The organism is Citrobacter sp. Cf125 (assembly GCF_030333935.1).
Taxonomy (GTDB): domain Bacteria; phylum Pseudomonadota; class Gammaproteobacteria; order Enterobacterales; family Enterobacteriaceae; genus Citrobacter; species Citrobacter freundii.
Map to the genome: position 1 here is coordinate 473,403 of NZ_JAOWEY010000025.1, position 22,483 is coordinate 495,885.

A 22,483-nucleotide genomic window follows, 5' to 3' on the forward strand; every position below is an offset into this window, starting at 1 on the left:
TAATATTTATAGAGGTAAGAGTGTGCGGGTTATTTGTCTGTGACCCCCGCCTGTTTGCCGCGCCGTTTCTCAATCGCCCACTTGAGTAAGGCTGCGCAGCGGTAAAATCCATGGGCAAATTTTCCGTAAGGAATGGTCAGAAAGAGCGCCATGACCACGCCGAGGTGAATGGCGAGCAAAATAGCCATCCAGGACGAGTCTCTTCCTGCCAGCAGGGCTAAACCGGTCAGACTGGTCAGCAGCAGCAGTAAAATAAAACCGCGATCCATCGGTTTTTGCCGTGCGTCGCCATGTAGCGGTGAGCGCTTGAGATTGAGCCATAGCAAGCCAGCCGGGCCGACAACCAGGCCAATGCCGCCTAATGTGCCCAACATCACCGGCAAGCTGAAGAACGGATAGGGCGCTTCAATACCTGCGAAATAGTGATAGCCCGTCGCCACCACGGTGGCGGCAAAGCAGAGCAGAAAACCGTAGAAAGTGAAGTGATGAAAACGGCGCCGCATCAGAGTGAAGGCATCATCTGCTTCATTACAACCTTTACCGTGCCCGCCATCGAGATACTTTAGCGTCAGCGCATCGTGTGAAGCTTCAGCAATTTCGACGGAACGTGGCATACCGGGAGAGATCTCGCGCCAGAAGCGGATAACGCCCGCCATCAGCAGACCTATCGCCAGAATAAATACCGAACCAAACATCCAGGCCAGCAGGCTATGCGGGAAAATTTGGTAGAAATCTCCGGCCAGCGGTGGATGGAGTAACGAGCCTTTTAACCCCATGGCGAGCAGTAAAAACAGAGTCAGACCGAAAACCAGCGCCAGCGTCACGGTGACGCCTGCGCGACGATAAAGCGCGCCAAAGGCCGCGGGTTGCGCGTAGTGCTGATAGGTTTCAAGCCGGACTTCTGCCATCGCCTTCGGCACGTTGATGGCAAACTCATGAGGCGGGGCATACTGACAGGCGTGCAGGCAGGCACCGCAGTTATGGCACAAGTTTGCCAGATAATTGATATCCGCTTTACCGAATTCCAGGCGCTGCGTCATTGCCGGGAACACGGCGCAAAATCCTTCACAATAGCGACAGGCGTTGCAGACCTGCATCACGCGTTCAACTTCCGCTTCCGGTTCGGTGATAATTTGCGCGTCGATAATCAGTTTCTCAAGCTGCCTCATGACGAGTCTCCTTACGTGCGGCCAGCGCGGCTTCTTTTCCGGCAATACGGCCAAAAGTGGTACCGATTGACATGCCCACGCCTGCGGTGTAGCCCTTGCCCAGCACGTTGCCCGCCATCATCTCTCCGGCGACGAACAGGTTGCGGCTTGGCTGCCCGGCAAAGTGTACGGCAGCGCGTTCATTTACTTTTAACCCGAGATAGGTGAAGGTGATCCCTGGCCGCAGGGCATAGCCGTAGTAAGGCGGCTGGTCCAGTGGTCGCGCCCAGTGTGTCTTCGCGGGGGTTAACGCTTTTGTCGTGCAGTTATCCAGAATGGTATGGTTGAACTGGCCGGGCTGGCAGGCGTTGTTGTACTCCGTCACGGTGTGGGTAAAGTGTTCGCCATTCAGCCCCAACTGATGAGCCAGTTCCGCCAGCGTATTAGCCTGTGCGCCAGGAAAGACCGGAGGCATGAAGTGACCGATGGCTTTACTGTCGATAATGGAGTAGCCAATCTGCCCGGGCTGTTGGGCGACCAGTCGTCCCCAAATGGCGTAGCGTTTGGGCCAGAAATCTTCGCCTTCATCATAAAAACGCTCAGCGTCACGGTTGACGACTATGCCGAGAGAAACACAGTCCACGCGGGTACAAATCCCGCCGTCATATAACGGCGCTCTGGCGTCAATAGCTACGCAATGTGACTGGGAGGGTTCGCCGATGATGTCGGCTCCGGCATCGATCATAAATTTGAGCAGTACGCCCTGGTTAAAGCGCGTGCCGCGAATCAGAAAGTTATCTGCAGGCCATTCGCCGCGCTCGTTCTCTCCCCACGCTTCTCGTAGCCATTCGCGGTTTGACTCAAACCCGCCAGCGGCAAGCACGCAGGATTTAGCTGTGATGCGCTCTTCACCTGCCAGCGCCGCCACGAACTCGCCATTACGCAGTTCAAGCGCCTGAACGGGGGTGTTATAGCGGATCTGCACTCCCAGTTTTTCTGCGCTGCGATAATAGGCATTCACCAGGGCCTTGCCACCGCCCATAAAAAAGGCGTTGGTTCGCGCCACGTGTAAAGCGCCAGAGAGAGGAGGTTGAAAATTGACGCCGTGTCGGCGCATCCAGTCGCGACACTGTGAAGAGGTGCGGATCACCAGACGAGCCAGGGCTTCGTTGGTATTTCCTTCCGTGACGCGCTGCAGATCTTGCCAGAACTCCTCTTCCGGATAGCTTTCCACCAGCACATCCTGCGGTGCATCATGCATACAGCGCAGGTTACGCGTGTGTTGGGAATTTCCCCCACGCCATTCCCGGGGAGCCGCTTCGAGTAGTAAAACGGAAGCGCCTTGCTCCCGGGCGGTAAGGGCAGCGCATAAGGCAGCATTGCCACCGCCAATCACCAGAACATCAACCATCGTATACTCCATTACCATTTAACCAATTGTTAAATTTGTAATTAAAATGTATGCGAACGGCTTGTGCGGGCGCTATGACGTAGTGCTAAAGAGGGCTTTAGTTATTGTAAAGGATGGCGCCTGGCCAGCGTCCTGCTTCCACCAGTTGATGCATCACTTTCGTCAGCACTACGCGGGCTGCGAGGCCCGCCGGGGTGAGCTCATCGTCAGAGAGGCTCACCAGAAAGTTGGGGCGGCTAAGTATCGGATTATGGACGCCGATCACTCTTAGCGTCTCTTTATCGAGATGGGAAATCGCCGCTCCGGGTTGAAGAGTGGCGCCAATGCCACTGCGCACGGCGCGCATCAGCAGCGCCAGACCATCAATTTCTGTAGCAATCTCAATGTTCAGCGCGTGTTCCTGACAAATTGCTTCCAGCCTGCCGCGCAGACCGTGGCCTGGGCTTGGCATTATCAATGGAATACGTGCCAATTCGGCTGGAGAAATATTGTCATCGGTAATATCAGCCAGTAGGGCATGGGTCCCAATCAAAAACAGCCGTTCTTCGAGAATCGGTCTGGCACTCCAGCGCAGGATCTTTTCTTTTTGAAACACCACAGCCAGATCAATCTGTCGGGTATTAATCATCCGTTCCAAATTACCAGAGAGACTTTCCACCACATGCAGGCGAACATCGCTATAGCTTTCCCGCATGGCGTGAATAAAAGGCATACCGAGAACTGAAGCGGTACTGGGAGCCATGCCGACGCTGACGTGCCCGGAAAGCCGGGATTCACGCGCGGCGAGGATTGCATCGTCTGCGTGACGGAGCGCCAGCTGCGCCTGGGAGTAAAAAGCCAGTCCGGCGCTGGTGGGGGTCACGCCTCGCGAAGTGCGCTGCAGCAGGCGAATAGCGAGTTCGTTTTCCAGACGCGACATTTGCTGACTGAGTGCCGAAACCCCGATATTGAGATCGAGCGCCGCGCTACCCATGCTGCCGGTTTCTACAATGCGCACAAAATAGCGTAGCTGGCGAAGTTCCATTTCGACTCTCCGGAAGGGGGCAATTGATTTTTACATTAAAGCAACACAGGAGCGGAGGGAAGGGGAAAAGGGCAGGTAACGCCCATAAAAAAAGCCAACCGGATGGTTGGCTTTTCAGAAAGCATTACATTATTTGCCGTCGTGGGCGTGCTCATCTTCGCGGCAATCGCCTTCGGCACAGTGACCGTAAAGATAGAGGCTATGGTTAGTTAAGCGAATGCCATGTTTAGCCGCAATCTCACGTTGGCGGGCTTCGATGGAATCATCGCTGAACTCGACCACTTTGCCGCAGTCAAGGCAGATGAGGTGATCGTGATGATGCTGTTGAGTCAATTCGAAGACGGATTTACCACCTTCAAAATTATGGCGGGTCACGATACCGGCATCATCAAACTGGTTCAGCACGCGATACACGGTCGCCAGACCAATTTCTTCACCCATATCGATCAGGCGTTTGTATAAGTCTTCCGCACTGACGTGATGGTTATCCGGTTCCTGAAGAACTTCCAGAATTTTTAAACGAGGAAGCGTTACTTTCAGGCCAGCCTTCTTTAATGCGGTATTGTTGTCAGTCATGCGGAATCTGTCCTGTAGCTAAACGATTCACTTCATTAACAGAAGTGACAGAAATTGCACTTGAGATAATGCGATTCATTATAGAACTGCCATGGCTAAATGAAAACTGCAAGTCTCTGGCATATATTGTTAATCAAAACGTGGTATCGCCGACAAACACACTGTGCAACACCCGATTGGCATCCAGCCATTGTACAGGGTCAGACGAAAAAGTTACAAATTTGTAGCAATTATTTTGATTGGTTTTATCTATTGATGCGGCGCAGATGGAAATCTGCGCCACACGAAATCAGGCATTAATGATTTCGTCGAGGTGCAGCTCTTCAGAGATCTGCTTAACCCATTTTTCTACGCGTTCTGCGGTCAGTTCAGGTTGGCGATCTTCATCGATAGCCAGACCGACAAAATGGTCGTCGTCAGCCAGACCTTTGGACGCTTCAAAGTGATAACCTGCCGTTGGCCAGTGACCAACGATGGTTGCGCCGCGCGGTTCGATGATATCGCGAATGGTCCCTAACGCATCGCAGAAATATTCTGCGTAATCTTCCTGGTCGCCACAGCCGAACAATGCAACCAGTTTGCCGTTAAAATCAATGTCTTCGAGGGTAGGGAAGAAGTCGTCCCAGTCGCACTGCGCTTCACCGTAGTACCAGGTTGGGATGCCGAGCAGCAGAATGTCATACCCTTCGAGGTCTTCTTTGCTGCTTTTTGCAATGTCATGAACATCGGCAACGTCTTTACCAAGCTGTTTTTGAATCATTTTTGCGATGTTTTCGGTATTACCGGTGTCGCTGCCGAAAAAGATGCCAGTGATTGCCATGAGTAAAATAACCTCTTGAAACTTATTGAAATGGTGGTGGCGCATTGCCCACGGATAAGGGCAATCATAGCAGAACAGTCTGGCATGCGGAAACAGCAAACACGCAGGACTGCACTCTGTGCTACACGATTTATGATTTAGAGCAGAAATTCAGACTATGCCTGACCGCGCAATGCGCTGAGTTGGTTCATCAGCATCTCTTCGATGAGTTCACTGCGACTCATGTTGCGTGCCTCAGCCAGCTCGTTCAGAGCGTCAACGGCATCAGCGTTCAGTTTCAGTTCGACACGCTTAAGCCCGCGAACTTTGTCACGCTTAAGCTGATTACGTTTATTAATACGTAACTGTTCATCACGCGAGAGCGGATTAGTTTTGGGTCGTCCCGGGCGACGCTCCTGCGCGAACAGATCTAATGTCGTACGGTCCGTTTGTTCTTTGGCCATGATCTTGGTGACTTCGGGGAAACAATCAGCCAGGCGTCTGCCCGGATGGATAGCGCGCCATAATACATCAGCAGGGGAGACACGCCAACGCCCGCGCGCGTAATCGCGCGCAGACGCTGAGTTTTTAATCAGTTAGCCTGCTCGCTCAGATAACGACGGATGGCGCGCAGCACCGCCTCCGGTTTTTCGGCATGCACCCAATGCCCGGCGCCTGCTATAACGTGCGCACGAGCTTGTGGGAATTGCGCCAGCAGTTGTTCGCGATACGCTTCGGTAACATACGGTGAGTTGCCGCCTGGGATAAACAGCGCCGGGTGCTCCCACGCAGGAATGGTTTCCCAACCGACGATATGCGGATATTGATCCCACAATACGGGAACGTTAAAGCGCCACTCGCCGTCAACAAAGGATTTCAGCAGAAACTGGATAACACCTTCCTCTTGCAGGTGCTGGCGCATGACGCTTGCCGCCTGCTGGCGTGAGGACGCTTGTGCATCGGTTACGGCATTGATTGCCGCAAAAATCTCATCGTGGCGGCGAACATGGTAGTCAACGGGAGCAATGTCGATGGCGACCAGCCGTTCGACACGTTCCGGAGCCAGCGCAGTCAGCGCCATGACAGCTTTACCGCCCATCGAGTGGCCAATAAAGATCGCTTTTTCGATCTGCCGATCGTCCAGCGTATCCAGCAGATCTTGCGCCATGGCCGGATAATTCATCTCAGGTGAACGAGGGGAGAGGCCATGGTTTCGCATATCGACCTGGATGATGTCGTGGTCGGTTACTAGATCGCGTGCCAGGATCCCCAGGTTATCCAGACTGCCAAACAAGCCGTGAACCAGGACGATGGGAGAATTATTGTGCAGGTTTTGCGCAGATTGCGCTCGGATATTCAATTTCATGGCAAAGTTCTTTTTTTCACACTCACGGGTTAGGGTATCATGTTGACCATTCTGCCACATGGCTGCAACAACTACGGTTACTCTGAGTTTTGCTGGCCACCAGGCTTGACGCTATCCGCTGTTGGGATTTGCCTTTACACTACGTGTGTTTACCCCGACAACTTGTATTCAGCTAAACACTGCACTGGATTAAGATGAAAACGATTGAAGTTGATGATGAACTCTATAGCTATATTGCCAGCCACACCAAGCATATTGGCGAGAGCGCATCCGACATTTTACGGCGTATGTTGAAATTTTCCGCCGCATCACAGCCTGTCACTCCGATAGTCAAAGAAGTCCGCGCTGTGCAACCTGTCGTGGAAGCCAAGCCGGTTAACCCCGTAAAAGATAAAGTGCGCGCGATGCGTGAACTGCTGCTGTCCGACGAATACGCGGAACAGAAGAAGGCAGTAAATCGCTTTATGCTGGTGCTGTCTACACTCTATTCACTGGATCAAAACGCGTTCGCCGAAGCAACGGAATCGTTGCATGGTCGTACGCGTGTTTATTTTGCAGCTGATGAACAGACGCTGCTGAAAAATGGTAATCAAACCAAACCGAAGCACGTGCCAGGCACGCCGTACTGGGTGATCACCAATACCAATACCGGCCGTAAATGCAGCATGGTTGAACACATCATGCAGTCAATGCAATTCCCTGCGGAATTGATTGAAAAGGTTTGCGGAACAATTTAATCCTTGCATTAGAAGGACCAGGCAATGGCAATCCACAATCGTGCAGGTCAACCTGCGCAACAGAGTGATTTGATTAACGTCGCCCAACTGACGGCACAGTACTATGTACTGAAACCAACGGCAGGGAACGCTGAGCACGCTGTTAAGTTCGGTACGTCCGGACATCGCGGCAGTGCAGGTCGTCATAGTTTTAACGAGCCGCATATTCTGGCTATCGCCCAGGCGATTGCTGAAGAACGTGCGAAAAACGGGATTACTGGCCCGTGCTATGTGGGCAAGGATACCCACGCGCTGTCTGAACCGGCTTTTATCTCTGTACTGGAAGTGCTGGCGGCGAACGGCGTTGACGTCATCGTGCAGGAAAATAACGGCTTTACGCCAACCCCTGCTGTATCGAACGCTATCCTGGTCCACAACAAAAAAGGCGGCCCGCTGGCTGACGGCATTGTGATCACGCCGTCCCACAACCCGCCGGAAGATGGCGGCATTAAATACAACCCGCCAAACGGTGGTCCGGCAGACACCAATGTCACCAAAGTGGTGGAAGACAGAGCCAACGCGCTGCTGGCGGCCGGTCTGCAAGGCGTGAAGCGTATGTCGCTGGACGCTGCGCTGGCATCTGGTCATGTGAAAGAGCAGGATCTGGTTCAGCCGTTTGTTGAAGGACTGGCTGACATCGTAGACATGGCGGCGATCCAGAAAGCGGGTCTGACGCTGGGTGTCGATCCGCTGGGCGGTTCCGGTATCGAATACTGGAAGCGTATTGCAAAGCACTACAACCTGAACCTGACTATCGTTAACGATCACGTTGATCAGACTTTCCGCTTTATGCATCTCGACAAAGATGGCGCAATCCGCATGGACTGCTCCTCCGAGTGTGCGATGGCGGGGCTGTTGGCGCTGCGCGACAAGTTCGATCTGGCCTTTGCCAATGACCCAGACTACGACCGTCACGGTATCGTCACCCCGGCAGGGCTGATGAATCCGAACCACTATCTGGCGGTGGCGATCAACTACCTGTTCCAGCATCGTCCGCAGTGGGGCAAAGATGTTGCCGTCGGTAAGACGCTGGTGTCATCGGCGATGATTGACCGTGTAGTGAATGATTTAGGGCGTAAACTGGTTGAAGTGCCGGTTGGCTTTAAATGGTTTGTTGACGGTCTGTTTGACGGCAGTTTTGGCTTTGGTGGGGAAGAGAGCGCGGGGGCATCTTTCCTGCGTTTCGACGGTACACCGTGGTCAACCGACAAAGACGGCATCATCATGTGCCTGCTGGCGGCAGAAATTACCGCAGTGACCGGTAAGAACCCGCAGGAACACTACAACGAACTGGCTGCTCGCTTTGGCGCACCGAGCTACAACCGCCTGCAGGCAAGCGCGACCTCCGCGCAGAAAGCGGCGCTGTCTAAGCTGTCTCCGGAAATGGTGAGCGCCAGTACGCTGGCGGGCGACCCGATCACCGCGCGTCTGACGGCTGCACCGGGCAACGGCGCTTCTATCGGCGGTCTGAAAGTGATGACTGACAACGGCTGGTTTGCCGCGCGTCCTTCTGGTACGGAAGACGCTTACAAGATCTACTGCGAAAGCTTCCTCGGTGAAGAGCATCGCAAGCAGATCGAAAAAGAAGCGGTTGAGATCGTCAGCGAAGTGCTGAAGAACGCGTAAACCTTAGGCCGGATAAGACGCTAGCGTCGCTATTCGGCATGAATAATGAAAAAGCCGGACAGCAAATACGCTGGTCCGGCTTTTTATATTCAACTTAACGTCATGGCATGAACCGATAACCAATCCCGGTTTCGGTCAGAAAATGACGCGGACGTGCCGGGTCCAGTTCCAGTTTCTGGCGCAGGTGTCCCATGTAAATTCGCAGATAGTGGCTGTGTTCGACGGCGTTTGGTCCCCAAACCTGATTGAGCAACTGGCGCTGCGTCAGTACCTTTCCGGCATTATTCAGCAGTACCGCTAGCAGGCGAAACTCAATCGGCGTCAAATGAATCTCTTCATCACCACGATGTACGAGTCGGGCGGCGATATCTACTTTTACGTTGGAAAAATGCACCACCGGCTCGGGAGACGTGCCGCTGGCGTGGCGACGCAATGCCACGCGCAATCGCGCCTGTAGCTCGCCAATACCAAAGGGTTTACTGAGATAGTCATCGGCACCGGCATCCAGGGCGGCAATTTTATCACTTTCTTCGCTGCGGGCTGAAAGCACAATTACCGGTATCGCGCTCCATTGTCGCAGGTCACGAATAAAATCAATGCCGTCACCGTCCGGCAGACCGAGATCGAGAATGATGAGATCGGGTTTTCGCGTGGCGGCTTCCAGCAGACCACGTTGCAGCGTTTCCGCTTCATATACACGCAGACCATCGGCTTCCAGCGCGGTGCGCAGAAAGCGACGGATAGCCTGTTCATCTTCAACAATCAGTACGTTCGTCACATATCCTCATGAAAATCTTCAAGTTCAGGGGGGATTTCCTGGGGCAGTGTAACACGGAAACATGCTCCTCCCTGCGCGCGATTGTGGACGGAAATTGTACCGCCGTGCACGTCCACAATGGCCTGGCAGATTGCCAGCCCCAGCCCAACGCCCGGTACAGATGACTCTTTATTTCCCCGGGAAAACTTGTCAAAAACTCGTTGCTCCATTCCCGATGGAATGCCAGGGCCATTATCCCAGACGTCCAGTTGCAGATGTTCACCATCGACGCTGGCATCAATACCGATTTGCGCCGCTGGACCTGCGTATTTAACAGCGTTTTCCAGCAGGTTAATCAGCACCCGTTCAAATAGCGGGCCATCGACGTGGATCAGCGTCAACGGTGCGGGTAGCGACAAATTAATAGGAGCAGAGAGTCCTGGCTCCAGCATCTGCAGGGCACTACCGACCACCTCTTCCAGCGTTAACCACTCTTTCTTAAGATTAAAGCCGCCAGACTGAATTCGCGCCATATCCAGTAGGTTATTAACCAGTCGGGTCGTATTCAGGACGTGCTGGCGAATTTCGCTGGCTTGGCGCGCGTGCGGCGATCCTTCGCTTGCCAGATCCAGCGTTAAGATCTCTGCCTGACCAAACAATACCGTCAGCGGTGTGCGTAAATCGTGGGAAAGGGCGGCGAGCAGGGCATTGCGAATGCTTTCACGCTCGCTGGCAAACCGGGCCTGCTCTTCGCTGGCGGTCAGCGTCAAACGCTCCAGCGCACTGGCGACCAGTAAAGTGAAAGTTTCCAGCAGGCGTTGCTGTTCGGGGATCATCAGCTGGCGTAAATTTCCTGGTTCCACAACCAGCAGCCCATGCGTTTTGTCGGCGCTTTTTAACGGTAAAATTTGATATGGCACACCGGGTAAGGTGTCAGTGCCTGCGCCGGCCGGTTGCCCTTTATCAAAGCTCCATTGGGCAATGGCGTCATCCCACGGCGTCATGCCCTGTTGATGAGTGAGAGGGGCCAGCTTACCGTTCTCACCGGGCAGTAAAACCTGGCTGCGGGCCTGGAACGTTGAGGCAATAAACTGTTCGCTGGTGGCGGCGATATCCTGCTGGCTCCGTCCGACGGCCAGCGCTTTCGACATCTCATATAAATGACGCGTACGCTGTTCACGATAACGCGCTACCCGTGCTTGATAACGCACTCCAGCGGTGAGATTACCGATAACCAGCCCTACCGTTAGCATCACGGCAAAGGTAAGCAGGTACTGGACGTCGGAAACGGCCAGCGTACCGCGTGGGGCAATAAAGAAGAGATCGAAGCTGGCAACGTTAATAAAGGTTGCCAGCACTGACGGCCAGCGTCCGTAAAAGAGGGCGATAACCACCACACCCAATAAATAGATCATCACCAGGTTGGCGGCGTCAAAGGCCATCAACCACTGCATGGCAATCAACGTAATGATGGCGCACAGCGCGACGGCAACCACGCAACCCTGAATTTGAACCCGCCACTTATCCTTAAAGGTGCGGCTATCTGCAGTTTGCAGCACAGGGCGCGAAGGTGGTTCGTCGAGCGCAACAATCATCAGGTCGAGATCCGGTGCGTGATGGGCCAGTTTGTCAGCAAAGGAATCACTGCGCCACCAGCGTCGCGTAGTCGGACGTCCGAGGACAATTTTTCCCAGATTATGCTCACGGGCGTAGCGGATTACTGCTTTGTCTTCAGCGGGATCGGAAAGGGTGGCGGTTTCTGCACCCAGCTCCTGGGCTAATCGCAGGGCGCTTAAAATTGCGCGGCGTTGTTTTTCGGGCAGTCGGTGCAGCGCTGGCGTTTCGACATACACTGCATGCCATACGCTGCCGAGGCGCGCTGCCAGACGCGCGGCGGCACGCACGAGCTTTTCGCTGCCGGTGTTGTGTCCAATACACAGCAATATGGCGTCGCGGGTATGCCAGACTTTCTCCTCTCCCGGACGTCCACGCCAGGCACGCATCTGATCGTCAACCCGATCGGCCGTGCGGCGCAGGGCCAGCTCACGTAGCGCGATCAAGTTACCTTTGCGAAAGAAATGCTCGATGGCTCTTTCCGCCTGACCGGCGATATAGACCTTGCCTTCGTTCAGGCGCTGGCGCAAATCGTCGGGGGGAAGATCGACCAGCACCACATCGTCAGCGGCATCGAAAAAAGGATCGGGGACGGTTTCGCGAACCTGAATGCCGGTGACGCCGCTGACCACATCATTGAGGCTTTCCAGATGCTGCACGTTGACGGTAGTAAAAACGTCAATACCGGCTTCCAGCAGCTCTTCAATATCTTGCCAGCGTTTAGGGTGGCGTGAGCCTGGCGCATTACTGTGCGCCAGTTCATCCATCAAAATGAGTGCCGGGCGGCGGGCCAGCGCCGCGTCGAGATCGAATTCGCTGATATGACGACCATGGCGCGCCTGTCGCTTTAGCGGCAGGATGCTGAGACCGTCCAGCAGCGCGGCGGTCTCTTTGCGTCCGTGGGTTTCCACCACGCCAATCAGCACATCTAATCCCTGCGCCCGCAGCCGCTGGGCCTCTGCCAGCATGGCCCAGGTTTTACCGACGCCTGCACACGCGCCGAAGAAAATTTTTAGTTTTCCCCGGTGCGGAGCGGTGGTCTGCTCCAGCAGGCGATCGGGGTCGGGGCGTAAGGGTTCGTTATGCATGTCCTTTTTCTCAGTGCTTATCCAGCGCTAAATTAAGTTCCACCAGGTTCACCACCGGTTGGCCAATAAAACTGACCAACGGCTTTTGCGTGTATTGTGCAACCAGGCGTGTGACCTCTTCAACGCTGAGGTTGCGAGCCTGCGCCACGCGGGGGATTTGCCAGGCCACCGCAGCTGGCGTCAGGTTGTTATCCAGCCCGCTGGCGGAAGCTGTTACCAGCTCTACCGGAACGGCAGGATTTGCCTGCGGGTTAGCGGCACGCAGCGCGGCAATCCGGCTTTGCAGCTGTTTATCCAGTTCCGGGTTGCTGGCTGCCAGATTACTGCCGCCTGAAGCCATTGGATTATAGGGCATTTCCGCTGTGGCTGAGGGGCGTCCCTGAAAATAACCGGCAGCGGTAAACTGTTGCCCAATGAGCTCGGAGCCGCGAACAATCTGACCTTCGCGGAGAAGCGAACCGTTAGCCTGGTGGGGAAACCACCATTGCCCCAGCGCAGTGGTCAGCAGCGGGTATGCCCCGCCGGTGATAAGCATCAGGAAAATCAATGTTGATAATGCAGGACGTAATCCACTCATCTGAAACCTCACACCAGACCCAGCAGGGTCAGCAGTAAATCAATTGCTTTGATACCGATAAACGGCACAACCAGACCACCCAGGCCATAGATCCACAAATTGCGGCGCAGCATCGCGGAAGCGGATAACGGTTTGTAACTCACGCCTTTCAGCGCCAGTGGGATCAGAAAGACGATAACCAGTGCGTTAAAGATAACCGCGCTGAGGATCGCCGAGTCCGGCGAATGCAGCCCCATCACGTTCAGCGCATTGAGCTGCGGGTAGGTGGCGGCGAACGCGGCCGGGATAATGGCGAAATACTTTGCCACGTCGTTGGCGATACTGAAGGTGGTTAGCGAACCGCGCGTCATCAGTATCTGTTTACCAATGTGCACCACTTCAATCAGTTTGGTGGGGTTGGAGTCGAGATCCACCATGTTGCCCGCTTCTTTCGCTGCCTGGGTTCCGGAGTTCATGGCAACGGCAACATCCGCCTGCGCAAGGGCTGGTGCGTCGTTAGTTCCGTCGCCGGTCATCGCCACCAGACGACCTTCCGCCTGATACTGACGAATCAACGCCAGCTTGGCTTCCGGTGTGGCTTCGGCTAAGAAGTCATCCACTCCGGCTTCCGCGGCGATTGCGGCGGCGGTCAAACGGTTGTCGCCAGTGATCATCACCGTTTTGATCCCCATTTTACGCAGTTGGGCAAAACGTTCTTTAATCCCGCCTTTTACGATATCTTTCAGGGCAATCACGCCAAGTACGTGGGAGCCTTCAGCAACCACCAGCGGCGTAGCGCCAAGGCGTGCGACGTTTTCGACCTTCTGCTCAACGTCGGCGGGGAAGTGGCCGCCGTTGGCTTCGACGTGACGACGAATAGCATCTACCGACCCTTTGCGGATCATACGGTTGTCGATGTTGATCCCGCTCATCCGACTTTGGGCGGTAAACGGTACAAAGGTGGCGTGTAGCGATTGCACGTCGCGTATACGCAGATTAAAGCGCTGTTTAGCCAGAATCACGATGCTGCGGCCTTCCGGCGTTTCATCGGCCAGGGATGAAAGCTGCGCGGCATCGGCCAGCGTTTTTTCGTCCACGCCGTGGGCGGGCAGAAAATCTGAAGCCTGGCGGTTACCTAGCGTAATGGTGCCGGTTTTATCCAGCAGCAGTACATCCACGTCACCCGCCGCTTCTACTGCACGTCCGCTGGTGGCAATGACGTTCGCACCCAACATGCGGCTCATCCCGGCGACGCCAATCGCGGAGAGCAGCCCGCCTATCGTCGTAGGAATTAAACACACCAGCAGCGCAACCAATACCGTGACGCTGACCGCGCTACCGCCCCAGGCGGAAAACGGCCACAGCGTGGCCGTAGCCAGTAGAAAGACGATGGTCAGGGCTATCAACAGGATCGTCAGGGCAATTTCATTGGGCGTTTTACGCCGCTGTGCACCTTCAACCATGGCGATCATCCGGTCGAGGAACGTTTCACCAGGGTTTACGCTGCATTCGATAACCAGCCAGTCGGAGAGGATGCGAGTCCCGCCGGTGACGGAGGCGAAATCACCACCGGATTCACGAATCACCGGCGCGGATTCACCGGTAATGGCGCTTTCATCTACCGACGCGCCGCCTTCGATCACCTCGCCGTCACACGGGATAATATCGCCAGCTTCCACCAGCACGATATCGCCTTTACGTAAATCATCGGCAGGGACGTGATCCATTGCCGCGCCGTATTTCGGTTCGCGAAGCTTGCGGGCAAAGGCGGTTTTTTTGACGCCTTTCAGGCTATTGGCCTGAGCTTTACTGCGTCCTTCCGCCAGCGCTTCAGCAAAGTTGGCGAACAGAACGGTAATCCACAGCCACAGACTTATCGCGCCGGTAAACCAAGGATTACCCGGCATATGGCCTGTTGCCATCGCCACGGTTAACAGGGTCGTTAACAGACTGCCCAACCAGACGATAAACATCACCGGATTACGCCACTGGGTATGTGGGCTTAATTTTTTCACGGCGTCCGTCAGCGCCTGTGCGACCAGAGAGGGTTCGAACAGCGCCAGTTGCTTGCGACTCATAGTAATGTGCTCCGCATCACTCAGTGTAATGACAGGTATTCTGCGACCGGGCCAAGCGCCAGGGCAGGAACAAAGGTGAGAGCGCCAACCAGTAACACCGTACCGATCAACAACCCGACAAACAGCGCTCCGTGGGTAGGTAGCGTACCGGAGCTGGCTGGCTGGATCTTTTTACTGACCAGCGATCCGGCAATCGCCATCACGGGAATGATCACGCCGAAGCGACCGAAGAACATGCATAAGGCCAGCAGGCAGTTCCAGAACGGGCTGTTGGCGCTTAACCCGGCGAAGGCGCTACCGTTGTTGTTCGAGGCGGACGACACGGCATACAGCACTTCGCTAAACCCGTGTGGACCCGGGTTTAGCATGGCGCTGCGGCCAGCTTCGGTCATCATGGCGATCGCTGTGCCGATCAGGACCAGCGCAGGGGTGACCAGAATCGCCAACGCGGTCATTTTCATTTCGCGCACGTCGATTTTCTTACCCAGATACTCTGGTGTGCGGCCAATCATTAACCCGGCGATAAATACCGCCAGCAGCACGAACAGCAGCATGCCGTACAGACCTGAACCCACGCCGCCGAAGACCACTTCACCAATCTGCATTAACCACATCGGCACCATGCCGCCCAGTGCGGTGAAGGAGTCATGCATAGCATCGACAGCGCCGCAAGATGCCGCTGTCGTCACGACGGAAAACAGACTCGTGGCCAGCACGCCAAAGCGGCTCTCTTTGCCTTCCATGTTGATATTGCTGTCTGCACCGAATGCCATCAGGTGCGGGTTGCCCTGAACTTCGGCCCACATCACCACAGCTACGCAGACCACAAATATCAGCGACATGGCCCACAGCAGGGTCCGTCCCTGGCGACGATCGCCCACCACATCACCAAAGGCAAAACACAGCGCGGTAGGAATTAAGAAAATAGCCAGCATCTGTACCAGATTGGTCAATGCGGTAGGGTTTTCAAACGGATGTGATGAGTTAGCGTTAAAGAAACCGCCCCCGTTAGTGCCAAGCATCTTAATCGCTTCCTGTGAGGCGACGGGCCCCATCGGCAGCAGTTGTTTCACCCCTTCAAGGGTGGTGATGGGCTGATAGGGCAACACGTTTTGCAGCACACCTTGCTGAATGAAGAACAGCGCAATGAGCAATGCAATGGGGAGCAAGATCCACAGCGTAATGCGAATCAGATCGACCCAGGCGTTGCCCAAGGTGTTCATACTCTGGCGCGTGAAGGCGCGGGTCAGGGCAAAAATCACCGCAATCCCGGTTGCCGCTGACAGGAAGTTTTGTACGGTCAGCCCGACCATCTGGCTGAAGTAGCTTAAGGTGGTTTCACCAGCATAGGATTGCCAGTTGGTATTAGTGACAAAACTCACCGCGGTGTTAAGCGCCAGATCCCACGAAAGCCCTGGCAGTTGCTGGGGATTTAACGGCAGCAGGTTTTGCGCCATCAGCATCGAAAACAGGACCAGCAGGCCCAGTACATTGAGCGCGAGGATCGCCAACAGATACTGCCGCCAGTTCATCTCCTGCTGCGAGATGCCCAGAGAGCGCCACAGCATATGTTCCACGCCAGCAAGGCCCGGCAGGGACGTATTATTGATCAGTCGAGCCAGCCCAAAGCCCAGCGGTCTGGCGATGACAAACAGCACCAGCAAGAAACTGGCAATGAGTAAAAATCCTTGGGCCGCCATCAGAACGCCTCCGCATTAATCAGGGCATACACCAAATAACCTAATAATAAAAAGACCAGCACAATGCCGGTTATCACGCCTGCACTCACGGTGCACCTCCAGTGGCATAAATGTGATAACCAGAGCGTAGATTTTTGCTTGCAAAGATTTCGCAAAAATCAGTGGGTGGGGTGTAAAAAAAGTATAAAAATGGCAAAGACCATTATTTAACTAATGATTAGTATTAATTTAACTTTTATGTAACTTAATTACAGTTTTTAGCTAAACGGAGCATCAATAGATAAAAATAAGTGGTCGGATGAGTAGCAAAATTACACACAAGGCGGTATTATTTTCATCAGTTAACCAAGTTTATTTTTCCGGTGCGATTCACCGAACAGATATATGGGAGAGGATTATGGACTTTTATAAAGAATATCCAGCACACATTGTTTTCTTGCGCCGTACCTTTGCCGTTGTGGCGGGCGTGCTGGCGCTGCCGGTCATGTTGTTCTGGAAAGACCGCGCCCGTTTTTACAGCTACCTGCACCGCGTCTGGTCTAAAACCAGTGATAAACCGGTGTGGATGGAGCAGGCTGAAAAAGCCACCTGCGATTTCTACTGATAGCTAATAAATCCCCAAAAGCCGCTGATATCAGCGGCTTTTTTGTTCATGATAGCTACACTTATCTCAGGAATGAGAAAGGAGCGATCATGAGCGAGAAAATCCCTGTTGGTATAAGTGCCTGTCTGTTGGGGGAGGCGGTTCGCTATGATGGTGGGCACAAGCGGCTGGCCTTTGCTGTGGAAGAACTGTCGCCGTGGGTCGCTTTCGAACCCGTATGCCCTGAAATGGGTATCGGGTTACCGGTCCCGAGACCTGCGCTGCATCTGGTCAAAGAGGGCGAGGCTGTCTCCCTGCGTTTTAGTGATAAGCGCGAGGGTGATTTGACAGACGTAATGACGGCTTTTAGTCAGCGACAAAGCGATCGTCTGGAGCATTTGTGTGGCTATATTGTCTGTGCAAAATCGCCTAGTTGCGGTATGGAACGGGTGCGGGTCTACGACGCGGAAGGCAAAAACAACCGTAAAGCGGGACGAGGGATCTTTACATCTGTGCTGATGTCGACGTTACCCTGGCTTCCCGTGGAAGAGGACGGGCGTTTGCACGACCCGCAGATTCGGGAAAATTTTGTTGAGCGCATTTATGCCTTGCACGAGCTCAACGGTATCCGTCAGCAAGGGTTAACGCGCGGAGCACTAATCGATTATCACAGCCGTTACAAGCTATTACTGTTGGCCCATTCCCAGCCGGACTATCGCGAACTCGGGCGTTTTGTCGCGGCGATCGGCGAATGGCAAGATTTGCAGGCTTATTTTGTCGAGTATCGCTTAAGGCTGATGAGTTTGCTGGCGCATCTTCCCTCCCGGCGCAACCATACCAACGTGCTGATGCATGTCCAGGGCTATTTCCGTACGCAATTAAATTCTCGTCAGCGGCAGGAGCTGGCCTCTCTCATTGACGGGTATCGACGTTCGACTCAACCGCTGCTTGCGCCAATAACATTACTCAAACACTATATGGCGGAATATCCGGATGCTTATCTCTCCGGGCAGCGCTATTTCAATCCCTGGCCAGAGGCTCTGCGTTTGCGCTACGGGCGTTAAGTTTTTTCTTCAGGAGTGTTATGACCACCCATTTGGTCTGGTTTCGGCGTGATTTACGCCTGCACGACAACCTCGCGCTGGCGGCGGCTTGTCGGGATCGTTCTGCGCAGGTGCTGGCGTTATATATCGCTACCCCCGAGCAGTGGAAGGCCCACGATATGGCTCCGCGCCAGGCGGCATTTACCTGCGCGCAGTTGAATGCGTTACAAACAGCGCTGGCAGAAAAAGGTATCCCTTTACTGTTTTACGAAGTGGCTGATTTTGCGGCCAGCGTGGACACCATCAAAAGTGTCTGCCTGCAGCATGACGTCGGTCGATTATTTTATAACTATCAATATGAAATAAACGAACGCCAGCGTGATGCTGCCGTCGAAAAGTCCTTACCTCAGGTGGTGTGCGAAGGGTTTGACGACAGCGTGATCCTGCCCCCGGGGGCGGTGATGACCGGCAATCATGAGATGTATAAAGTGTTCACGCCGTTTAAAAATGCCTGGCTGAAGCGGATTAAAGACGGTATTCCAGAATGCGTTAGCGCGCCGAAAATGAGGGACAGCGGCGCACTCAGCACGTCGTTAAGCGCAATAACGCTAAGCTATCCGCAGCAAGATTTTGATGCGCAGAGGTTTGTTGCAGATGAAAAATTGGCCATCGCGCAATTACGCCATTTTTGCCAGCAGGCGGCGGGAGAATACGAGCAGCAGCGTGATTTTCCCGCGATTGACGGGACCAGTCGATTATCCGCGAGCCTGGCGACAGGAGGACTATCACCGCGCCAGTGCCTGAATCGACTGCTCGCGGAGCAGCCGCAGGCGCTTGAGGGCGGCAGGGGTAGCGTCTGGCTGAACGAGCTTATCTGGCGTGAATTTTATCGTCATCTGATGACTTACCATCCGGCGCTGTGTCGGTATCAACCCTTTATCCGCTGGACCGATCGCGTGCAATGGCAGAATAATCCGACGCATTTGCAGGCCTGGAAAACGGGTAGTACGGGTTACCCTATTGTGGATGCGGCGATGCGTCAGCTCAACGCCACGGGCTGGATGCATAATCGATTACGCATGATTACCGCCAGTTTTTTGGTGAAGGACCTGCTGATTGACTGGCGTAAAGGCGAACAATATTTCATGTCGCAACTGATTGATGGTGACCTCGCGGCCAATAACGGCGGCTGGCAGTGGGCAGCCTCAACCGGAACCGACGCCGCACCGTATTTCCGTATCTTTAACCCCACGACGCAGGGCGAAAAATTCGACCGTGACGGTGAGTTTATCCGCCAGTGGGTGCCGGAACTGCGCGACGTGCCGGATAAAGCCATTCATGACCCGTGGTCGTGGGCAGAAAAAGCGCAGGTAACACTAAGTTATCCTCGCCCGATTGTGGATCATAAACAGGCAAGGCTGGCGACGCTGGCGGCATATGAGGCGGCGCGTAAGGGATAGCGCTGCTGGAATTAATGCAAAAACATATCCGTCAGCGGGATTTGATGGGGCTGGTAGAGCAACTGACCACGCTACTACTTACCGGATGCGCTAATGACACGCAACTGCAGGCGATGCTTAATTACATCCTACGATCCGGCGATTAATCTCGCTTTAATGAGTTTATGCAAAAAATGGCACAACGGATCCCCCAACACAGGAGAAGTTGCATTACGTATAGCGCAAACTATGTTGGAGCAGGGAATAGATCGCGACATTGTGCTAATGGTTACAGGTCTTTCTGAAGAGGAACTCGCTGCAAGTTATGCGTAATTACCCGAAAAAACAGGCCCGAATAGTATTACATCATCGGGCCCTTACACTCAGGATTCTACCGCCAGCGGACGGTTTCTGAACTTAAGCGACTGGTACAGCCAAATCAGCAGCACCAACACCACGCAGGCCAGCGCGCCCCAGGTAATTTCGCTAAAGACATCAATATACGCATTGATGGAGTAGTTGATAGCGCCAGCAGCATCAAACGAGCCTTGCGACGTCTGATCGGCGATAACGCCTGCCAGATAGTTGGCGATGGCGCCGGACAGCAGCATATAAATGCCTGTTAATACGCCAGTCACCCCAGGGATCTCAATACGCGTAATTTGCGACATCGCCACCGGGTCGATAAACAGTTCGGCAAAGCCCATGACCGCCAGCCCCAATACCATCAGCGGCATGGAAGAGTGGCCGTAAGCTGCGGACCAGCGGGCGCTTAAGGTCAGAATGCAGAACCCTGCGCTCATTAAACCGAGGCCAAGGGCGAATTTACCCCAAATACGTACGGTACGATTGCCGCCAACGCTTTCTTTGATTACCCAGGCCAGCACGATACCGCACAGCATAACGGCAAAGGCGTTAACCGACTGGAACATCGCGGTCGGGACGGAATACCCCAAAATATCGCGATTTACGAAGCGGTCAATATACAGGCTAATCGAGCTGCCGCCCTGTTGAGCAAAGGCCCAGAACAGCAAGCTGAAGAAGGTCAGCGTGACGATAAGCCCCAATTCTTTGCGCTGCTTTTGGGTTTGCGCCTGACGGTAAATCTTCGCCAGAACCGCCAGACCAATAACCGTGGCAACAATCAGTGCGTAAACGGACCACTCTTTCCAGAACAGGACGGTAATCAGTAACGGTGCTGCAACCAGCAGAACTAACAGCCAGGCCCAGTTTGGCAGCATATACTTTTTCGCACACAGCACAGCCTTGTTGACGCCAGTGGTATGAGCGAAATGGCGATTACCGCATAAGAAAATCACCAACCCTGCCAGCATGCCAATCGCAGCCAGCGCAAAGCCCATCGCCCAGCTGTACTCTTCCTGCACGTATCCGCAGGCAATCGGTGCGATGATCGAACCGATGTTACCGGCTGCGTAGAGCAGAGAGAATCCACCGTCGCGACGCGGATCTTCAGGTTGATATAACTCGCCCAGCAGGCAACTAATGTTGGATTTAAACAGACCGTAGCCGCAGACAATGATCGCCAGCGACAAATAAAGGAACGCCGGAGCCATTTCGCTTGCGCCCAATACCAGATGTCCCACCGCCATTAAAAATGCGCCGATCATCACCGCCATTCGATTACCGAGCACTTTATCTGCCAGGTATCCCCCGAGAATGGGGGTGACGTAGACCAGCGAACAGTAGGCGCTGAACAGTTCATATGCGTGATTATCGTCGTACTTGAGCTGGTTAGTGAGATACAGGATCAGCAGCGCACGCATGCCGTAAAAACTGAAATATTCCCAGATTTGTAGCGCGACGACGTAATAAATCGCCCGTGGTTGAGATGCTTGTTTATTCATTATTTTCTCGAAGTAAATGCCTCGCGACAGGCTGAGCGTACTGCGCGAGTGTGTTTCCTTAAAGTTGTAACTTTGATACAGATCTGATTATTTTTGCAATATGCTGTCTGATTGCATAAATATACATGAATTGGATCGCGTAGTGGTAAGCAAATCATGTTCAAAGCGGGTGTGATTGTTTCTTGATGTGTCAGTGAAATGGCTATCGACGAACGCAGGCGAGGACGCTATTTTAACCTAAGCTGTGTTGCTGATTAGGCAGGCAGAATTAATGACTACGAGGACGATGATGAAAAACACCGAACTGGAACAACTGATCAACGACAAACTGAACAGCGCCGCCATTAGCGACTATGCGCCGAATGGTTTGCAGGTTGAGGGCAAAGAGACGGTGCATAAAATCGTGACCGGCGTGACCGCAAGTCAGGCGCTGCTGGATGAGGCGGTGCGCCTGCAGGCCGATGCGGTTATCGTTCATCACGGTTATTTCTGGAAAGGCGAATCTCCGGTAATTCGCGGCATGAAGCGCCATCGTCTGAAAACGCTGTTGGAAAACGATATCAACCTGTATGGCTGGCACCTGCCGCTGGATGCTCACCCGGAACTGGGGAATAACGCGCAGTTGGCCGCGCTGTTGGGGATTACCGTGATGGGTGAGATCGAACAGCTGGTACCATGGGGAGAACTCTCCATGCCGGTTCCGGGACTGGAGTTGGCATCGTGGATTGAAGCGCGTTTAGGCCGTAAACCGTTATGGTGTGGTGATACCGGTCCGGAAAAAGTTCAGCGCGTCGCCTGGTGTACCGGGGGCGGTCAAAGTTTTATTGATAGCGCAGCCCGATTTGGCGTCGACGCTTTTATCACTGGTGAAGTTTCAGAGCAAACCATTCACTCAGCCCGCGAGCAGGGGCTGCATTTTTATGCTGCCGGTCACCATGCGACCGAACGCGGCGGCATTCGCGCATTAAGCGATTGGCTTAATGAAAATACCGATCTGGACGTGACTTTTATCGATATTCCTAATCCAGCGTAAT

General features: G+C 54.0%; 21 protein-coding genes and 1 pseudogene. 7 read left to right on the plus strand and 15 right to left on the minus strand.

Features of this window, described 5'->3' with window-relative positions; translation table 11 throughout:
- Positions 1-29: 29 nt before the first annotated feature.
- The 8 genes from tcuB to ybfF all read right to left on the minus strand — a co-directional run bounded on the left by tcuB (position 30) and on the right by ybfF (position 6,324).
- On the minus strand, positions 30-1,169 hold the full coding sequence (gene tcuB / locus OGV89_RS18915; protein WP_200002880.1) for a tricarballylate utilization 4Fe-4S protein TcuB: 1,140 nt from the start codon (positions 1,167-1,169) through the stop codon (positions 30-32).
- Positions 1,156-2,559: an FAD-dependent tricarballylate dehydrogenase TcuA gene (gene tcuA / locus OGV89_RS18920; protein WP_016149788.1), complete on the minus strand. Its 1,404-nt coding sequence runs from the start codon at positions 2,557-2,559 to the stop codon at positions 1,156-1,158. The genes tcuB and tcuA overlap by 14 nt, the downstream gene beginning before the upstream one ends.
- Before the next feature lie 97 nt (positions 2,560-2,656).
- Positions 2,657-3,583: a tricarballylate utilization LysR family transcriptional regulator TcuR gene (tcuR, locus tag OGV89_RS18925; RefSeq protein WP_044701004.1), complete on the minus strand. Its 927-nt coding sequence runs from the start codon at positions 3,581-3,583 to the stop codon at positions 2,657-2,659.
- Between the two features lie 129 nt (positions 3,584-3,712).
- Positions 3,713-4,159 (minus strand): ferric iron uptake transcriptional regulator, encoded by a 447-nt coding sequence (gene fur / locus OGV89_RS18930; RefSeq protein ID WP_003022836.1) that lies wholly within the window; start codon positions 4,157-4,159, stop codon positions 3,713-3,715.
- Positions 4,152-4,238, minus strand: coding sequence for a ryhB-regulated fur leader peptide (locus OGV89_RS18935; protein ID WP_049259739.1), 87 nt, complete (start codon positions 4,236-4,238; stop codon positions 4,152-4,154). Before OGV89_RS18935 ends, fur begins: the two co-directional genes overlap by 8 nt.
- Positions 4,239-4,448: 210 nt before the next feature.
- Positions 4,449-4,979 (minus strand): flavodoxin FldA, encoded by a 531-nt coding sequence (gene fldA / locus OGV89_RS18940; protein WP_003022839.1) that lies wholly within the window; start codon positions 4,977-4,979, stop codon positions 4,449-4,451.
- A 155-nt stretch (positions 4,980-5,134) separates the two neighbouring features.
- Positions 5,135-5,422, minus strand: a complete 288-nt coding sequence (gene ybfE / locus OGV89_RS18945; RefSeq protein WP_003022842.1) for a LexA regulated protein — start codon at positions 5,420-5,422, stop codon at positions 5,135-5,137.
- A gap of 128 nt (positions 5,423-5,550) precedes the next feature.
- Positions 5,551-6,324: an esterase gene (gene ybfF, locus OGV89_RS18950; protein ID WP_003847362.1), complete on the minus strand. Its 774-nt coding sequence runs from the start codon at positions 6,322-6,324 to the stop codon at positions 5,551-5,553.
- Between the two features lie 194 nt (positions 6,325-6,518).
- On the opposite strand from ybfF, the gene seqA reads away from it, so the two are divergent.
- On the plus strand, positions 6,519-7,061 hold the full coding sequence (seqA, locus tag OGV89_RS18955; protein ID WP_003022848.1) for a replication initiation negative regulator SeqA: 543 nt from the start codon (positions 6,519-6,521) through the stop codon (positions 7,059-7,061).
- A gap of 24 nt (positions 7,062-7,085) precedes the next feature.
- The gene (pgm, locus tag OGV89_RS18960; protein ID WP_003022854.1) at positions 7,086-8,726 is read left to right on the plus strand and encodes a phosphoglucomutase (alpha-D-glucose-1,6-bisphosphate-dependent); all 1,641 of its coding nucleotides are present in this window, start codon (positions 7,086-7,088) and stop codon (positions 8,724-8,726) included.
- Positions 8,727-8,826: 100 nt separating this feature from the next.
- On the opposite strand, the gene kdpE is transcribed toward pgm, so the two are convergent.
- From kdpE to kdpF, 6 genes are read right to left on the minus strand one after another with little or no spacing between them, the layout of a single operon-like run.
- Positions 8,827-9,504 carry a two-component system response regulator KdpE gene (kdpE, locus tag OGV89_RS18965; RefSeq protein WP_003022856.1) on the minus strand — a complete coding sequence of 226 codons (678 nt, stop codon included), beginning with the start codon at positions 9,502-9,504 and terminating at the stop codon, positions 8,827-8,829.
- The gene (kdpD, locus tag OGV89_RS18970) at positions 9,501-12,185 is read right to left on the minus strand and encodes a two-component system sensor histidine kinase KdpD (RefSeq protein ID WP_071688057.1); all 2,685 of its coding nucleotides are present in this window, start codon (positions 12,183-12,185) and stop codon (positions 9,501-9,503) included. Before kdpD ends, kdpE begins: the two co-directional genes overlap by 4 nt.
- 10 nt (positions 12,186-12,195) lie before the next feature.
- Positions 12,196-12,762, minus strand: coding sequence for a potassium-transporting ATPase subunit KdpC (gene kdpC, locus OGV89_RS18975; RefSeq protein ID WP_003835531.1), 567 nt, complete (start codon positions 12,760-12,762; stop codon positions 12,196-12,198).
- A gap of 8 nt (positions 12,763-12,770) precedes the next feature.
- Positions 12,771-14,819, minus strand: a complete 2,049-nt coding sequence (gene kdpB, locus OGV89_RS18980; protein WP_200002881.1) for a potassium-transporting ATPase subunit KdpB — start codon at positions 14,817-14,819, stop codon at positions 12,771-12,773.
- A gap of 20 nt (positions 14,820-14,839) precedes the next feature.
- Positions 14,840-16,519, minus strand: a complete 1,680-nt coding sequence (gene kdpA, locus OGV89_RS18985; protein ID WP_003847354.1) for a potassium-transporting ATPase subunit KdpA — start codon at positions 16,517-16,519, stop codon at positions 14,840-14,842.
- Positions 16,519-16,608: a K(+)-transporting ATPase subunit F gene (gene kdpF / locus OGV89_RS18990; RefSeq protein ID WP_001670793.1), complete on the minus strand. Its 90-nt coding sequence runs from the start codon at positions 16,606-16,608 to the stop codon at positions 16,519-16,521. The genes kdpA and kdpF overlap by 1 nt, the downstream gene beginning before the upstream one ends.
- Before the next feature lie 308 nt (positions 16,609-16,916).
- Here kdpF and OGV89_RS18995 point away from each other — a divergent pair, with 308 nt between their 5' ends.
- The 4 genes and pseudogenes from OGV89_RS18995 to OGV89_RS19010 all read left to right on the plus strand — a co-directional run.
- A complete protein-coding gene (locus tag OGV89_RS18995) occupies positions 16,917-17,123 on the plus strand; it encodes a YbfA family protein (RefSeq protein WP_003022870.1) in 207 nt (68 codons plus the stop codon).
- A gap of 89 nt (positions 17,124-17,212) precedes the next feature.
- Complete coding sequence (locus OGV89_RS19000) at positions 17,213-18,166, plus strand: YbgA family protein (protein ID WP_003847351.1); 954 nt, start codon at positions 17,213-17,215, stop codon at positions 18,164-18,166.
- A gap of 20 nt (positions 18,167-18,186) precedes the next feature.
- Positions 18,187-19,605, plus strand: a complete 1,419-nt coding sequence (phrB, locus tag OGV89_RS19005; RefSeq protein WP_003847350.1) for a deoxyribodipyrimidine photo-lyase — start codon at positions 18,187-18,189, stop codon at positions 19,603-19,605.
- A pseudogene (locus OGV89_RS19010) lies at positions 19,602-19,917 on the plus strand (Rpn/YhgA-type helix-turn-helix domain-containing protein); the annotation flags it as partial. The gene phrB and the pseudogene OGV89_RS19010, both read left to right, overlap by 4 nt.
- 50 nt (positions 19,918-19,967) lie before the next feature.
- On the opposite strand, the gene dtpD reads toward OGV89_RS19010, so the two are convergent.
- Positions 19,968-21,449, minus strand: coding sequence for a dipeptide permease DtpD (gene dtpD / locus OGV89_RS19015; RefSeq protein WP_003847348.1), 1,482 nt, complete (start codon positions 21,447-21,449; stop codon positions 19,968-19,970).
- Positions 21,450-21,738: 289 nt separating this feature from the next.
- Here dtpD and ybgI point away from each other — a divergent pair, with 289 nt between their 5' ends.
- A complete protein-coding gene (gene ybgI / locus OGV89_RS19020; RefSeq protein ID WP_102190817.1) occupies positions 21,739-22,482 on the plus strand; it encodes a radiation resistance protein YbgI in 744 nt (247 codons plus the stop codon).
- Position 22,483: the final 1 nt, after the last annotated feature.